Raw genomic sequence first — 14,129 nt, 5'->3', positions numbered from 1 at the left:
CGATCACTATGAAGTCAGACGAAGCTAACTTCGCCGTACCGGCATTTGCGCGCTATACCCATGACGTGCTTCTAGAAGAGATATGGCAGCGCCCGCAACTGCTGCCCCGGGATCGCAGCATCGTGACTGTTGCCGCCTTGATTGCGCGGCATCAGTCAGACGAAATGGCTCGCCAATTCAACTTGGCGTTGGAAAATGGCGTTACGCCCACCGAACTGGGTGAAGTCATCACTCATTTGGCATTCTATTCCGGCTGGGGCAATGCGACATTGGCGGCATCCATCGCCAAAGACGTCTTTGAGACTCGCGGTATCGCACCAAGCGCATTGGCGGATGTAAAGGACAACCTGCTCCCAATCGATGAAGGCTTTGAGCGGAGGCGCGTGGCGGCGGTGGAACAGATGATCGGCCCTGCATTCGACGCGCTCGCAGGCTATACAACTTCGGTACTGTTCCATGACCTGTGGCTGCGCCCGGCACTGACTCCCCGTGACCGCAGCCTGGTCACGGTCGCGGCTCTGGTTGCAGTGGGGCAAGCCGCTCAAATCCCTTTTCATGTGAACAAAGCCATGGATAACGGTCTGACCCAAATTCAGGCTGCCGAAGTCATTACGCATCTGGCCTTCTACGCCGGTTGGCCGAACGCAATGTCGGCGGCAGACATCGCCAAAGGAATATTCGAAAAGCGCTCCGAGTAAATCACTTGGCAAATCTGGCGCTGTACGTCGAATGACCGGACATGAATCGGTCATTTCGCGCCAGCTATGGTTTCGTCTAAATCCAGGATAAAAATACGCATAACACCAAATCCGAAGAGCGGCACATCATCTGCGAGCTTCGCTGCGATGATTACAACGCCGAGCGGGTTAAAGCCTTTAGCCTGCAATTTGTTGAGCCGGCAAGAGCGGAACCCGGTTGCCTCTGTTACGACCTCTATCAGAGTTTCGAAGCACCCAATACGTTTTATATTCTCGATGGCTGGACAAACCAGCAGGCGGTCGAAGAGCACGCCGGCATCAGCATGTCGCCAGCGTTAAGGAAAGAGCTACGTCCACTGCTCACTTTCGGCCACGTTATTACCCTCAATGCTCGTGTAAGTAACTCAGTTCAGTCGGAGGGTTGTACTTATGGATCGCGCTAATGGTTATGCACCTAAAATTTGCCCCAACCGTCATTGAATATTGTCCGCTATGGGTCGTAGACGGACATTCACGAATGGCTGCTTATGGCCGATTACTGCCGGTTGCGAAAAGCTGAAAGCGACCCAAAGCGGACGCTCAATAGTGACTCAGATTGGTCTGTCTGGCCGCTGAGTTGATCTCACGTCTTGCAAATGTTGAGGCGGCGCGCAGTGCGCTTTATCAAGTTGCCCCAGTGAGGAAAAGGACTTTTGCATTATGCGGGCGATGGCGGACATCTCGCAGTTTCTTTAAGGAGAGCGATGGTCGCTCGGCCCGTCGCGACGGTCAGAAAACGGCCATGACCGGTTCAGCGAAAATGTCCACAGAGTGTCATCATGGCAGTACCATCATGTGCAGTCCCCCGCGCCCTCAAGGCTGCTTGCGGAAGAACAAGGTGATCTGGCCGACCTCCACACCGAATTTGGTCAGGAACGAGCGATTTATCAGGGTGTTCTTGTCCATCAGGTACATCCAATCATCTAAATGCACCTCGTACTCCTTGCCATCCACCGGAAGGTTCAGCACATATTTCCAGCGAAGTGCATTGCCTGCCACCTCACCAAGCGCCTCGCCCACTACGTCGCCAGCGGTTCCGAGCCATTGGCCAGGGCCAGCAGGGGTTAGCGTCCACACCCGTTTTTGCGTAGTACCGTCACTGTAGGTAAACGACTCGTCGAGGATCAGCCTGCGGCCTTCGGAGTGGCCATTGATGACCACATGAAAGCGCTTTATGACCTCGCCTGAGCGCTTTTGAAACATACCCCACGCTTCGACGCGGCCCTCGAAGAATTCGCGCAACTCAAGCGTGGGCGTCTCCTGGCTGTAGGTCTGCACACCCACCTGGCTGCAACTCGCAAGGCCAATGCATAACAGCAGTATCCATCTCTTGAGCATGCGCATTTCCTCAACGGTCTCAGGGCTTAAGTAGCCATGCTGACTAAGGCTTGGTCGGATCCGCCGAACGCCAGATCAGTTTGCTGGTGTCATACCCTCGTTGCTGAGCAATCTTTACCAGCTGTTCACGGTTGACGCCGTTAATTTCGGAGGCGCGTGAAAGCACCCACAGATATTCCCGGTTCGGGTGACCGACCAATGCGAACTGGTAGGCGGGGTCGTGGTAAAGCACCCAATACTCACCTTTGGTTATTCCTGGTGCGATTCGGCTGAACCAGTTATCAAATTGCACCCAGAGCTTGTCTGTCTTGCCTGGCTGCTGCGATTCAGCAATTCCGCTTACCTCTTTCCATTCGCCATCCTGTTCCCTGCAACGATTGGTGACGTCAATGCGGCCATCATCACGCAGACCGTACTGCGCTTCTGACTGCTGGCAATTGCGCTGAAAGAACATAGGTAACCTCGCCTGTTCGTACCAGGTGCCCTGATATTTTTGCAAGTCGACTTGCATGGTGGTGGGAGGGGGCTCCTGGCGCGAGCCAGCGCACCCAGCGAGTGCCACACCCAGACAGGAAAGCAGAACGATCTTGCGTATCAACATAGAGACCTCCAGGTTGTCAGGAGAAACGCGCATGTCATTGGAGGTAGGTGAGCGAGGAAAAGTGCTATCGATTTGCAGTCGATACGATGGCACGCTCACTGTAAGCCGCCGTCCGTTTTCAACGACCGTTTACCTGGCCATGACCGTCCACAACTGTTCTACCTTCGTCGTGTAGCTCTGACTCATCAACTCCCGGCGCATAGCCCAACCCGGCGCCGCCGGCACGCTGGCCAGGCGAAGAACTCCATTTCCCCAACGGCCATTGATTTCATCCAGTACGCTCATGACCTTATCCGCCATCATCGGCTGAGAATGCGCAAACAGGTCATCAGTGAATTCGCCGGGCTGTCGCAAATCCATCAGCAGAACCTCTGCCTTGCTGTACTTGAAGCCCGGTCGAAACAGCCGATTGACTGCTTCGGTGGCCGCCTTCGTCATCAGGCGCACATCGTTGGTCGGGTAGGGCAGTTCCACCAGCGCGCCGTTCGCATATTTCGCCTCTTCAGGATTGAACATGCCGGTGCGAATGCTCACGCGGATTTTTTTGCACAGAGAGTTCTGCGCGCGGAGCTTTTCCGCCGCACGCTGGGTGTAGGTCGCGACGGCTTCCTTGATTGGCTCGATCTGCGCGAGCCGGGTGCCGAACATTCGGCTACAGCAAATCTCTTGTTTGGGTGGGTCAGCTTCACCCAGTTCCAGACAGGAGGTGCCGGCAAGCTCGCGACCAGTCTTCTCGATCACCACACTGAATTTCTGGCGAAGCATCGTTGGATCGGCTTTCGCCAAGTCCATGGCTGTCTTAATGCCCATGACTTCGAGGTGAGCCTTCATGCGTTTGCCAATACCCCAGACTTCGCCGACATCGGTATTGCGAAGTGTCCAGTCACGTTTGAACGGATCGCATAGATCGACCACGCCGCCGGTGATATCCAGCAGCCTTTTGGCGGTATGGTTGGCGAGCTTGGCCAAGGTTTTAGTGCGTGCAATGCCGACACCGACAGGGATGCCCGTTCGTTTGAGAAGTGCAGAGCGCATCTGACGACCAAACGCGGACAAGTCACCGGCAATCCCCGTCAGATCGGCAAACGCCTCGTCGATGCTGTAGACCTCAAGCGCAGGCACCAGCGATTCGATGATCGTCATGACGCGTTCGCTCATGTCGCCGTACAGCGCGTAATTACTGCTGAAGGCCACCACTCCATGTCGGCGTAGATGGTCTTTGATCTGAAAGTACGGCTGGCCCATTTTCACAAAGGGCTTGGCGTCGTAGCTGCGCGCGATCACGCAGCCGTCGTTGTTGGACAGCACCACGATGGGCGTCCGCGCCAGGTCGGGCCGGAAAACCCGCTCGCAACTCGCGTAAAACGAATTGCAGTCAATCAGAGCGAAGACAGGTTCAGGTGTTGTCATGATTGCGAACGCTGTATTTCACGACACCCCAGATCACGAGCTCATCGCCCTCCATTACATGCCTTGCCGGATATTTTGGGTTCTCCGATAAAAGCATCACGGCGTTCTCACGCAGAAGCAGGCGCTTGCAGAATGGCTCTGAGTTCAGCGCCGCGATGACGATATCGCCGCTGACCGCATCGATGCTCCGATCAACAACTACCAGATCCCCTGAGTAGATCCCGGCACCCTGCATGCTGTCTCCATCAATTCTCACCAGGTACACGTGCGGCGCGCGGATATCGAACAGCTCATCGAGGGAAATGTGCTTTTCGATGTGATCAGCCGCAGGGGAGGGGAAGCCCGCCGGCACCCTGAAAGAATAGAGGGGCAGCTTCCTGCCGCCAGATGCGAGTGGGCCGAGAATGATGATGCTCATGATGCAAGCCTTAAAAGGTTAACTGTACATGCATACAGTTAACGATTTGGTTCGCTTGCGGTCAATCTCATAGGTACGACAATTCGACGGGTGACATCATGTGCGGACGCTACTCGATCTACGAATCAATGGATCACTATCTCAAGGAGCTCGCGCCAAAACAGATGGTGATCAATGGCTATGACCTATGGCCCGTCGAGCGATACAACGTCGCGCCTTCTACCCGTGTGGAAATTATCCGGCCAGTGGGAGAGGGCTTGAGTGTCGATAAGGTTAAATGGGGATGGGCGCCGTTCTGGGCTAAGGGAAAGAGGCCTGACCCGATTAACGCGAGAGTCGAGACCGTCATGACCGGGAGATTTTTCATTCAGCTCTGGCCAAATGGGCGCGTACTCGCACCCGCGAACGGGTGGTTCGAATGGGTCAAGGACGATAACGATTCGAAGAAAAAGCAGCCGTATTTCATAACTCTGAAGAAGCAGATTCCGATGTTCTTCGCAGGGTTGGCCGAGGTGCACGAAGTCCTGGAGCCGGATGATCGCGACGGCTTCGTCATCATTACCGCTGCGAGTGACCAAGGCATGATCGATATACATGATCGCAAGCCCTTGGTCTTGGCACCTGAGCACGCCCGCGAATGGATAGATCCTGACACCTCCCCGGAACGAGCTCGGGAACTGGCAATGGAGCACTGCAGGCCTACTACGGATTTTCACTGGTACAAGGTGGGTAAGGATGTGGGTAACGTTCGTAATCAGAGTGCTGGTCTGATCGAACCATTGACCTTAGCGTCGGATATTGACGAATGACTACTCCAATGCTCGGACGGACTTGAGGTGCTAGATAGTGAGCGGAAGCTTTAATCTCGCCGGTTTTATCATTCAGGTCAAAACTTCAGAGGCTTGATCGATAAGGTGGGAATCTATATGCAGATCCCACCACATCCCAAAAGTCAGGCCGTCATAACCCGATTGGTGGCAACAATTTGCTCGTGAGTAAACTGACTACCGGGAGTCATAAACTTGGCAATGAGTGCGTCGCGGTTTTGAGGCGCCCGTGACTTGTCTGCCGCTTTCAATGCCAATTTGAGTTCCGGCAAGGTCAGCTCAGTGCAGTAAGCAGGTGTACCTGGTTGCTGGCGCCATGAATCCTCAAGGTTGCCTGCGGCCAGAGCGATAAAGCCAGTATCCTCTACGAGATCCTGCGCAATTGCCTCAGCATTAATGTCATCGCCGGCTACAGGTAAGGCAATGCGTTCTGACGACCGCGCTGGTTGCCCCTTGTCGGCAAGAGTCGCTGCGAGAACGGCGTTCCAAGCCTTAATCACCGGTCGGCCAATCTGTTCGCTTACCCAGATGCTCTCAGGCTTGCCGTCGTCAACTTCTTTAATCGCACCGTCGCGCCCCGGATAATAATTGGACGTGTCAATGACGACGGTTTTCTCAGGAACATTGCTCAACGTCTGTTTGAGATCAGGGTATTTTGCGAAGGGGATCGAGAGGATTACAACTTCTACCCCGGACACCGCATCTTCCTTGGTGACCGCGTTCACGCCGATTTCATTGGCAAGTTTCTGGATGCTGCTAGGGTCTTTCGAGTTTGCCAGCTTAACTTCATGGCCGCACGCAGCAAGCTTGCGGGCAAGTGTAGCCCCAATATTGCCGGCACCAATAATTCCGATTTTCACTTCAACCTCCTTACCTACAACCAATACTTGAGTGACCGCTTGGTTGGATATGCGAATGAATTAAGCATGTCACGCAGCCACTTCGCTCTGGGGCTCGCATGTCGCCTGGCTCAGGTAAATACGACTTTTCAAGAGTGAAAGGTCACGCTGTCAGTAATTGGCACGCGATCCATATGCATGCGGTTGCCTGGAGCACTCTCGTCTGGGTAGCCAAATGAGATGCCAAACAGCATTTTCATTTCTTCAGAAATGCCTAACACCTCGCGGATCGTTTCTGCATAGAAACCAAGCGAGGTTTGCGGGATGCCGCCTAACCCACGGGCAGCGAGTGACAGTAGGAAGGTTTGGCCGTACATACCAATGTCGCCAGCAGTTCGAACACTGTCGCCAAACACCGGCATGAATAAAAAAACTGCCTGGGGAGCATTGAAAAAAGACAAGTTCAGGGCTGCGGCCCGCCGACGCCCCTCTTTGTCTTCACGCATAACATTCATAGCCTCGTAGTAGGCTTTGCCTTGCGCATTCTTACGATCCCCATACATGCCGTAAAAAGCATCCATATCGAACGAAAAGTCTGGCGTGAATTCGCCTGCAGTATTTTTTGCGTGGAGAATCTGCGAAAGCTCTTTTAGTTTTTGACCGCGAACGATGTGTACGTCCCAAGGTTGGGTGTTGCAGTTGGAGGGAGCGCACTGGGCATCCTTCAACACCTCCTGAATGATGTGATCGGGCACGGAGGTGTCCAGAAATCCGCGAAAAGACCGCCGAGTGCGTGCCGTCTTTTGAAATTGAAGGGTGTCATCCATCGCTGTATCAGCATCGAATCTAGATATTGAAATAGTCATGATTTCCTCTTTGTGCAAGGCGTGAAAAATACTCAGTCGGTTGCCGGATGACCGAGCGCATCGAGTGTTTGTCGAAGCTCATCGATACCCCGCTCATCAAGCTGGCAAGCTGACTTAATTTTGCTAGTGATTCCCCGAATGTCAGCTTCCAACATTCGGCTATTAGGCGTCAGGTCGATCATCACGCGGCGCTCGTCGGCAGGATCCCGTGTGCGGCTGACGAGTTCGGCAGCCTCAAGCCTTTTCAGCAATGGCGTTATGGTTCCAGCGTCCATCGCAAGCCGGGTTCCAAGTGCCCCCACAGTAAGTGGTGAACCGTTTAGAAGCTCCAGGATGACCAGGTACTGAGGGAAGGTTAGGCCCAACGGTTCCAGATAGGGTTTGTGCAATCGCACGACCCGATTTGCCGCCGCGTAGAGTGAAAAAGACAGCTGGGTACCCACTCGCTTCCGGTTTGAGGTCATTTCATAGCTCACTATTATATAGTGCACTATATATTCTAGAAGGAGACTTGCTGTGTCAACCGACGCCTTCGGCGCTCGACGAATGGCTCATCCAGATAAGTAGAATATGCCTAACAGCTACTGCGATTTGAGGCGGACGCCTGGTCATGCGCTAGGGAATGGCCAATCCCACTTGCCAGATGCGTAGGCCAGCGTTTCAGGCTGTATCGGACTGCTCCGCTGGTAGCCAAATTTATTAGCGTGAGATTGCGCACCGCATCCATCTGTCCGCTCCAATTGGATGATCAGCTGTGCCGCCCTTTTCCCAAGATGAATAGGAGCAACAAAAAAACTGTGCGCCCAGTAGGCAGATACTAGCTGCTTATTTGGACGCATCAGGTGTGCCCACAAGGTAAACGTTACTCTGCCGGTGGCTGGTATCCGGCAAGCATTTTCAACACCTCATCATGTGAACCGCTCGCTTCAGCAAACCGTAATGGCTTGGCGCGTTCGACTACTAATTCTAGTGGGGTCGGAACAGTCTTGAGCAGTTCGAAGACTTCATCCAAAAACTCCTCCAAGGGCATAGCGTTTTCGTCGTTTTCCTGTCCAAGCAATGTGGTACGTACCCCTGGTGGCGCAAGCTCGATCACTTCGACGGACGAATCCTCAAGTTGCACTCGAAGACTTTGAGTGAATGAGTGAACTGCCGCTTTGGTTGCGCTGTAGGTCGGTGTAGCTGGCAACGGTACAAAGGCCAACGCCGAGCTGACATTCACTATCGTTGCACTGGGTTGCTTGATCAGGTGGGGAGTAAATGCGTACACCATGCGAATCGTGCCAAGTAAGTTCGTCGTCACGATATCTTCGGCTGTGCTCAGGCTTTCCGGATCAGTCAGATCCTCCCAGAGCATGATCCCCGCGTTGTTTATAAGAACGTTCAGATTCGGATGGCTAATCGCAAGCGCTTCGCTGCTGCGCTGGATGGATTGTGGGTCGGAGACGTCCAGCACTACTGATTCAATACCTGGATATTCCGACGCGATCTTGTCGAGCAGAGACTTGCGACGTCCCGTGATGATGACTTTATTGCCCGCCTTGTGAAATCTTAGCGCCAGACCAAGGCCGATGCCTGAGGTGCCGCCAGTAACCAGAATCGTGTTGCCAGTGCTGTTCATAGTAAACTCCAGAAACGATGACTAAGCGGACAGCTGTCCACTTTAAAACCGTACCGGACAACTGTCCGCTTAGCAATGCAGTGAAGGAAAATTTTGTTCATGACTCACGATTTGGTGATGCGTTCTGACGCCAAGAAAAACCGGGAACGGATTCTGGAGGTCGCAGTGGTAGAGCTGACTAGCGATCCTGCTGTTCCGCTGAGTACGATTGCGAAGAAGGCGGGGGTAGGGCAGGGCACGTTCTATCGTCACTTCCCTACCAGGGAGAAGTTGGTATTCGAGGTCTATCAATTCGAAATGCAGCAGGTGGCCTTGTTGGCGGAAGAGTTGCTGGCGACAAAACCACCTAAGGAAGCCCTCCGAGAGTGGATGGACTGCCTCGCTGAATATGCAATGACAAAGGCAGGGCTCGCTGCTGCGATCCAGCAAGCTGCTTGCGTTTACGAGTTCCCAGGGAAGTCGGGATACGCTCCTGTCCAAGGAGCTGCCGAGTTGCTTTTGAGGGCAAATGAAAAGGCAGGAACGATTCGTAGCGGGATTACAAACGACGACTTTTTTCTAGCCATCGCGGGAATATGGCAAATGGATGCCCAGAGCGAATGGCGCTTACGTCTCGCCAGATTGATGAATTTGGTGATGGATGGTCTGTGCGCTGGCAGCCCCGAAAGCCTGAAAAAGAATAACGGGTAGCATCAACGTCAGGACACGCGTCGGCGAGAACAGGAAACGGAGCGCATCGGCAAATAGTCGATCTTGTTTAGAGCGGCTTAAGCTTGAGTAGGCGCCCCGACCTATAAGCCGCGATCCATCCTGCGCGGCGGCCATACTGCCAGCGTCCTTGTCGTCACTGCGTCCATCTACGTCCTAGCCCGTGAGTATTCACGAGGTCTCTCGGTTGCCGTCCTTCGAGCCCCGATAGCAAATTTTCCAGTGCACGCAGTGCCATCGCATTGCGTGTATCGCTTGTTGCAGAGCCGATATGAGGCACGGTGACAACGTTCTTCAATTTGAAAAGACCTGAACTCACAAGCGGTTCTTTCACGTAAACATCTAAACCGGCTGCTCGTATCGTATTCTCCTCAAGCGCTTGAAGGAGTGCGTCCTGATCAACCACAGGGCCGCGAGAAACATTAATCAGAATACTCTCCGGGCCCATCAACGCTAGCTCCTTACGTCCGATGAGGTTTCTCGTGCCGTCCGTCAACGGCACGACCGGACAGACAAAATGAGACTCGCTTAAAAGTTTCTCTTGCGGGACGAACCGCGCACCGAGTTCTTTCTCAAGCTGCGGTTTACGATTGTTGCCGCTGTAGAGGATGTTCATGCCAAAACCGAAACGCCCTCTGCGTGCGATGGCCTCTCCAATTTTGCCTAAACCGATAATGCCCAAGGTCTTTCCATGCACATCGCATCCGAAGTGGGATGCTTCGATGGTCTTTGTCCAATTGCCGGCTTTCGTCCAAGCATCAAGCTCAGGGACGCGTCTCGCTGTGGCCAGGATCAGAGCGAAAGCCAGATCAGCTGTGGTTTCGTTCAACACATCTGGCGTATTGGTCAACATGATCCCTCGGCGGTTGAGGTAGTCGAGGTCATAGTTGTCGTAGCCAACCGATATGCTTGAGACGATCTCAAGATTTACAGCCGCAGCCAGCTCAGCTTCACCCAGACGACGACTTCCACCAATCAGCCCGTGAGCGTTCGAAATAGCGGCCTCGAACTGGGCGTCCATATCACCAAGCTCAGGGCTAATGATGATGACGTCGTAGTCGTCTTTGTAAGGTTCAAGCAGGCTGGGGGAGACCCGGCTGAAGGCCAGGATTGTCTTTTTCATGACGGCGTATTCCACCTGTTCCAATATCAATTTGAATCGTGCTCTGACTTCAAAAAGGTTTTTGCCCACTCACGATAACTGTCCGAGAGTGTGTATTTAGAAAGCAGCTCAGGAAGGGATAGCTCGCTCCCCTCCGTGCCGCTTTGTTCGCGTAGCGCCTCGTAGGTTGCTTTGATTGCGGACAAATAGGGGGCATGCCCATTGACCACGATCCGCACATTGGCAGCACTCAATTTTTCAACATTGCTCAGAGCAGGATTTCCATAGTTGATCAGCATGATCGGCACTCTGAGATGTGCCGTAAGTGCTTCTAGGTGCTGGAAGTCCTTAACACCGACTAGGCAAATAGCATCTGCTCCAGCCTTCTGATAAGCCGCAGTGCGAGCGATGGAGTCGTCCAAAGTGGTCACAGCCACATTCGTACGGGCGATGATGCTGAGTGCATCATCCGACCGGGCAAATCGCGCGGCATAGATTTTGGCTGCGGCTTCTTCCCTCTCAATAAGCACATGCGACTGCTCGTCGTACTTGGCCGGTAGATGGGTGTCTTCCAATGTCAGGGCTGCAACGCCGGCCTTCTGTAACTCTGTGACTGTTCGCATCACATTCAGCGCGTTTCCAAAGCCATGGTCAGCATCCCCAATGATCGGAATCTGGCTTGCCCGTCCGACCCTGGAAACCTGCTCGACATATTCATCCAGCGTGAGTAATGCAATGTCAGGTGCGCCGAGCACCTGAAGCGACGCAACGGAGCCGCCTTGAATGGCAACGTCAAAGCCAAGGTCGTATGCCATCCGAACTGAGATCGGATCGAATACGGAAGCTGCAAATTTGCAGGTGTCCCCCTGGAGTAACTCACCAAACACCTTGCGTAAATCATGATGTGATCGCTCTATCATGTTGGCTCCATCAATCTTTCCAATCAGGTCTCTCCACGCGGAAGAAGGCATGGAAAACACTACCGGTCATAACCGTTTAGATGGGAATGACCGGATCGCTTTGTAGTTTATTTATGCGCGAGCGATGCCTTGCTTGCCGCCTTTTCTTGCTTCATTGCGGCGATCTCACGTTCGCAAGCCTCGACATCGAACGAGTTGTCCCACTTGGCAATGGCGATGGTGCCGATGCCATTGCCGATCAGGTTGGTCACGGCCCGCGCTTCGTTCAAGAAACGATCAATGCCCAAAAGCAAAACGAGTCCGACCAGAGGGATGGAGTGGATGGTCGTGAGTGTTGCAGCCAGCGTGACAAACCCCGCACCCGCGACACCAGCCGACCCTTTGGATGTCAGCAGGAATACGCCTAGCAGGATCATCTGATCAACGAAGGTCAGTGGCGTGTTGGTCGCCTGGGCGATGAAGATCGCGGCCATGGTGAGGTAGATGCAGGTGCCGTCTGCGTTGAAGGTGTATCCCGTTGGCAGCACCATGCCCACTACAGATTTCTTGCAGCCAAGTTTTTCAAGTTTCACCATCATGCGTGGTAGCACTGCTTCGGTTGAGCAGGTGCCGAGGGTGATGAGAATTTCGTCCTTGAAATAACGGAGAAACTGCATGAGTGGCATGCCTGACCATCTGGCCACCGTGCCTAGCACCACCACAATGAAAATCAAGGTGGTGATGTAGAGCGCGATCAGCAACTGACCGAGTGACAGCAAGGTGCCAATCCCGTACTTGCCGATAGTGAACGCCATACCTGCACCCGCACCAATCGGCGCCAAGCGCATGACCATTGCAACGATCTTGAAAAGGCCTTGCAGGAACAAATCAATAGTGTTGATCAGCGGCTTGCTGGTTTCGCCCATCTGAACCAGGGCAACTCCCATCAAGACCGAAAGCAGAATGACCTGCAGCATGACGCCGTTGGAGAATGCGCCGAGGAACGTGTGGGGAATGATATTAAGGAAGAAATCAATCGTACCGCCTTGTTCACTCGCGGCCTGGCTGTACTTGCTGATAGCATTTCCATCGAGCGCGTTGACGTTAATGTTCATCCCGACGCCAGGCTTGACGATGTTCACCACGATAAGGCCTACGACCAAGGCGATAGTCGATAGAATTTCAAAGTAGATCAGCGCTTTTACGCCAATCCGTCCGACCTCCTTGATACTGCCCATTTTCGCGATACCGACGACGACCGTACCGAAGATAATGGGGGCCAGCAGCATTTTTATCAGCTTGATGAAACCATCGGCGAAGGGTTGGAGCTTGGCTCCAATATCAGGCACGAAGTAACCGATTGCTGCACCGATCACGATACCGATCAGCACCTGCACATACAGCTGGCTATACCAGCGGGACTTGGAAGTTTCCACGGAAGCACCTCATTTTATTTTTGTGATGGGCATGTGGCTTGGCGTCAGTGGGTGACGCCTGACTCTGCGGCCTCCCTGAAGGAGGCCACAGATAGAGGAAAATCAGCCTTCGCCTAGCTCACGCATGACTGCGTACAAAGCGGATTTGGCTTCGAAGCCAACACCTGGAATATCAGGCAGACCGACATAACCATTTTCCACCTTGATTCCGTCAGCGAAGCCGCCGAAAGGCTGGAACACATCGGGGTAAGACTCGTTGCCGCCCAAGTGCAGGCCTGCTGCGATATTGAGGGACATCTGGTGGCCGCCGTGCGGAACCACGCGACGGGAAGACCATCCCATTTCGTCCATCACTTTCAGGGTGCGCATGTACTCAACGAGTCCGTAAGACAGCGCGCAGTCGAACTGCAGAAAGTCGCGATCAGGGCGCATGCCACCGTGGCGTAGAAGGTTACGAGCGTCCTGATGGGAGAACAGGTTTTCCCCGGTAGCCATCGGCAGCTCGTAGTGATTGGCAAGCTCAGCCTGGAGTGCATAGTCCAGCGGGTCGCCGATTTCTTCGTACCAGAAGAGGTTGTACTTTTTGATGGCTTCCGCATAAGCAATACCGGTCTGAAGATCGAAGCGACCGTTGGCATCGACCGCCAGTCGACGACCGTCCCCAACCACTTCGAGTACCGCTTCGATGCGACGAATATCTTCGTCCAGTGGCACTGCACCGATCTTCATTTTGACAACGTCGTAGCCACGATCTAGGTAGCTCTGCATTTCTGCTTTGAGTTTGGTCTGGTCTTTGCCTGGGTAGTAGTAGCCACCTGCTGCGTAGACCCAGACTTTGTCATCGGCCACGCCGTTACGATACCGATCAGCCAGCAGACGATAGAGAGGCTTGCCTTCGATCTTGGCAACGGCATCCCACACGGCCATATCAATGGTGCCGACTGCAACTGAACGTTCGCCGTGACCACCTGGCTTTTCGTTGGTCATCAGGGTCTTCCAGATGGCGAACGGATCCAGGTTGTTGTTCTCATGGTCGATAAGAGTATCCGGATCAGCTTCCATGATTCGCGCCAGGAAGCGATCACGCATCAACGCGCCTTGACCATAGCGACCGTTGGAGTTGAAGCCGTAGCCAATGACAGGTTTACCATCGCGAATCACATCCGTGACAACAGCAACGACCGAGCAGGTCATTTTCGAAAAATCGATGTAGGCATTGGCAATGGGAGAAGCGATAGAAACAGTTTTTTCGCGGATGTCTACGATACGCATGACGGGTTCCTCTTGTTGTTGGTGGCCCCACGTTATGCTTTGCGATGACACCCGC

General features: G+C 53.7%; 16 protein-coding genes. 4 read left to right on the top strand and 12 right to left on the bottom strand.

The window, feature by feature from the left end:
* Positions 1–8: 8 nt before the first annotated feature.
* A complete protein-coding gene (locus tag AC3IUF_RS15045) occupies positions 9–698 on the top strand; it encodes a carboxymuconolactone decarboxylase family protein (protein WP_489278418.1) in 690 nt (229 codons plus the stop codon).
* 80 nt (positions 699–778) lie between these two features.
* Positions 779–1,141, top strand: coding sequence for a putative quinol monooxygenase (locus AC3IUF_RS15040; protein WP_489281655.1), 363 nt, complete (start codon positions 779–781; stop codon positions 1,139–1,141).
* Between the two features lie 409 nt (positions 1,142–1,550).
* Here AC3IUF_RS15040 and AC3IUF_RS15035 read toward each other — a convergent pair whose 3' ends face one another.
* From AC3IUF_RS15035 to AC3IUF_RS15020, 4 genes are all read right to left on the bottom strand, one after another.
* Positions 1,551–2,075 carry a DUF3833 domain-containing protein gene (locus AC3IUF_RS15035; protein WP_489278417.1) on the bottom strand — a complete coding sequence of 175 codons (525 nt, stop codon included), beginning with the start codon at positions 2,073–2,075 and terminating at the stop codon, positions 1,551–1,553.
* 43 nt (positions 2,076–2,118) lie between these two features.
* Positions 2,119–2,676 (bottom strand): lipocalin family protein, encoded by a 558-nt coding sequence (locus AC3IUF_RS15030; RefSeq protein WP_489278416.1) that lies wholly within the window; start codon positions 2,674–2,676, stop codon positions 2,119–2,121.
* A gap of 129 nt (positions 2,677–2,805) precedes the next feature.
* Positions 2,806–4,086, bottom strand: a complete 1,281-nt coding sequence (gene umuC / locus AC3IUF_RS15025; RefSeq protein WP_489278414.1) for a translesion error-prone DNA polymerase V subunit UmuC — start codon at positions 4,084–4,086, stop codon at positions 2,806–2,808.
* Positions 4,073–4,504, bottom strand: a complete 432-nt coding sequence (locus tag AC3IUF_RS15020) for a LexA family protein (protein WP_489278412.1) — start codon at positions 4,502–4,504, stop codon at positions 4,073–4,075. The genes umuC and AC3IUF_RS15020 overlap by 14 nt, the downstream gene beginning before the upstream one ends.
* Before the next feature lie 98 nt (positions 4,505–4,602).
* Between AC3IUF_RS15020 and AC3IUF_RS15015 the strand changes: the two genes are divergently transcribed.
* On the top strand, positions 4,603–5,313 hold the full coding sequence (locus AC3IUF_RS15015; protein WP_489281583.1) for an SOS response-associated peptidase family protein: 711 nt from the start codon (positions 4,603–4,605) through the stop codon (positions 5,311–5,313).
* A gap of 143 nt (positions 5,314–5,456) precedes the next feature.
* On the opposite strand, the gene AC3IUF_RS15010 is transcribed toward AC3IUF_RS15015, so the two are convergent.
* From AC3IUF_RS15010 to AC3IUF_RS14995, 4 genes are all read right to left on the bottom strand, one after another.
* On the bottom strand, positions 5,457–6,191 hold the full coding sequence (locus AC3IUF_RS15010) for an NADPH-dependent F420 reductase (RefSeq protein ID WP_489281581.1): 735 nt from the start codon (positions 6,189–6,191) through the stop codon (positions 5,457–5,459).
* Positions 6,192–6,319: 128 nt separating this feature from the next.
* Positions 6,320–7,036, bottom strand: coding sequence for a nitroreductase (locus AC3IUF_RS15005; protein ID WP_122674079.1), 717 nt, complete (start codon positions 7,034–7,036; stop codon positions 6,320–6,322).
* 32 nt (positions 7,037–7,068) lie between these two features.
* The gene (locus AC3IUF_RS15000) at positions 7,069–7,500 is read right to left on the bottom strand and encodes a MarR family winged helix-turn-helix transcriptional regulator (protein WP_063321034.1); all 432 of its coding nucleotides are present in this window, start codon (positions 7,498–7,500) and stop codon (positions 7,069–7,071) included.
* A gap of 398 nt (positions 7,501–7,898) precedes the next feature.
* Positions 7,899–8,657 carry an SDR family oxidoreductase gene (locus AC3IUF_RS14995; protein ID WP_489281578.1) on the bottom strand — a complete coding sequence of 253 codons (759 nt, stop codon included), beginning with the start codon at positions 8,655–8,657 and terminating at the stop codon, positions 7,899–7,901.
* 99 nt (positions 8,658–8,756) lie between these two features.
* Between AC3IUF_RS14995 and AC3IUF_RS14990 the strand changes: the two genes are divergently transcribed.
* Complete coding sequence (locus tag AC3IUF_RS14990) at positions 8,757–9,347, top strand: TetR/AcrR family transcriptional regulator (RefSeq protein WP_423502506.1); 591 nt, start codon at positions 8,757–8,759, stop codon at positions 9,345–9,347.
* 154 nt (positions 9,348–9,501) lie between these two features.
* Here AC3IUF_RS14990 and AC3IUF_RS14985 read toward each other — a convergent pair whose 3' ends face one another.
* The 4 genes from AC3IUF_RS14985 to AC3IUF_RS14970 all read right to left on the bottom strand — a co-directional run bounded on the left by AC3IUF_RS14985 (position 9,502) and on the right by AC3IUF_RS14970 (position 14,074).
* Positions 9,502–10,488: a 2-hydroxyacid dehydrogenase gene (locus AC3IUF_RS14985; protein WP_489281577.1), complete on the bottom strand. Its 987-nt coding sequence runs from the start codon at positions 10,486–10,488 to the stop codon at positions 9,502–9,504.
* A 26-nt stretch (positions 10,489–10,514) separates the two neighbouring features.
* Positions 10,515–11,387 (bottom strand): isocitrate lyase/PEP mutase family protein, encoded by an 873-nt coding sequence (locus AC3IUF_RS14980; protein WP_011334185.1) that lies wholly within the window; start codon positions 11,385–11,387, stop codon positions 10,515–10,517.
* Between the two features lie 107 nt (positions 11,388–11,494).
* The gene (gene dctA / locus AC3IUF_RS14975; RefSeq protein ID WP_011334186.1) at positions 11,495–12,802 is read right to left on the bottom strand and encodes a C4-dicarboxylate transporter DctA; all 1,308 of its coding nucleotides are present in this window, start codon (positions 12,800–12,802) and stop codon (positions 11,495–11,497) included.
* Positions 12,803–12,904: 102 nt separating this feature from the next.
* On the bottom strand, positions 12,905–14,074 hold the full coding sequence (locus tag AC3IUF_RS14970; RefSeq protein ID WP_064598755.1) for a mandelate racemase/muconate lactonizing enzyme family protein: 1,170 nt from the start codon (positions 14,072–14,074) through the stop codon (positions 12,905–12,907).
* Positions 14,075–14,129: the final 55 nt, after the last annotated feature.

This window comes from Pseudomonas sp. KH_040 (assembly GCF_057839305.1).
The sequence above is the reverse complement of the archived record's forward strand: the minus strand, read 5'-3'. Positions and strand labels throughout refer to the sequence as shown.

Coding starts and splice junctions, on each gene's coding strand:
- AC3IUF_RS15045 (WP_489278418.1), top strand. CDS start 9: ATGAAGTCAGACGAAGCTAACTTCGCCGTACCGGCATTTGCGCGCTAT.
- AC3IUF_RS15035 (WP_489278417.1), bottom strand. CDS start 2,075: ATGCTCAAGAGATGGATACTGCTGTTATGCATTGGCCTTGCGAGTTGC.
- AC3IUF_RS15030 (WP_489278416.1), bottom strand. CDS start 2,676: ATGTTGATACGCAAGATCGTTCTGCTTTCCTGTCTGGGTGTGGCACTC.
- umuC (WP_489278414.1), bottom strand. CDS start 4,086: ATGACAACACCTGAACCTGTCTTCGCTCTGATTGACTGCAATTCGTTT.
- AC3IUF_RS15020 (WP_489278412.1), bottom strand. CDS start 4,504: ATGAGCATCATCATTCTCGGCCCACTCGCATCTGGCGGCAGGAAGCTG.
- AC3IUF_RS15015 (WP_489281583.1), top strand. CDS start 4,603: ATGTGCGGACGCTACTCGATCTACGAATCAATGGATCACTATCTCAAG.
- AC3IUF_RS15005 (WP_122674079.1), bottom strand. CDS start 7,036: ATGACTATTTCAATATCTAGATTCGATGCTGATACAGCGATGGATGAC.
- AC3IUF_RS15000 (WP_063321034.1), bottom strand. CDS start 7,500: ATGACCTCAAACCGGAAGCGAGTGGGTACCCAGCTGTCTTTTTCACTC.
- AC3IUF_RS14995 (WP_489281578.1), bottom strand. CDS start 8,657: ATGAACAGCACTGGCAACACGATTCTGGTTACTGGCGGCACCTCAGGC.
- AC3IUF_RS14990 (WP_423502506.1), top strand. CDS start 8,757: ATGACTCACGATTTGGTGATGCGTTCTGACGCCAAGAAAAACCGGGAA.
- AC3IUF_RS14985 (WP_489281577.1), bottom strand. CDS start 10,488: ATGAAAAAGACAATCCTGGCCTTCAGCCGGGTCTCCCCCAGCCTGCTT.
- AC3IUF_RS14980 (WP_011334185.1), bottom strand. CDS start 11,387: ATGATAGAGCGATCACATCATGATTTACGCAAGGTGTTTGGTGAGTTA.
- AC3IUF_RS14970 (WP_064598755.1), bottom strand. CDS start 14,074: ATGCGTATCGTAGACATCCGCGAAAAAACTGTTTCTATCGCTTCTCCC.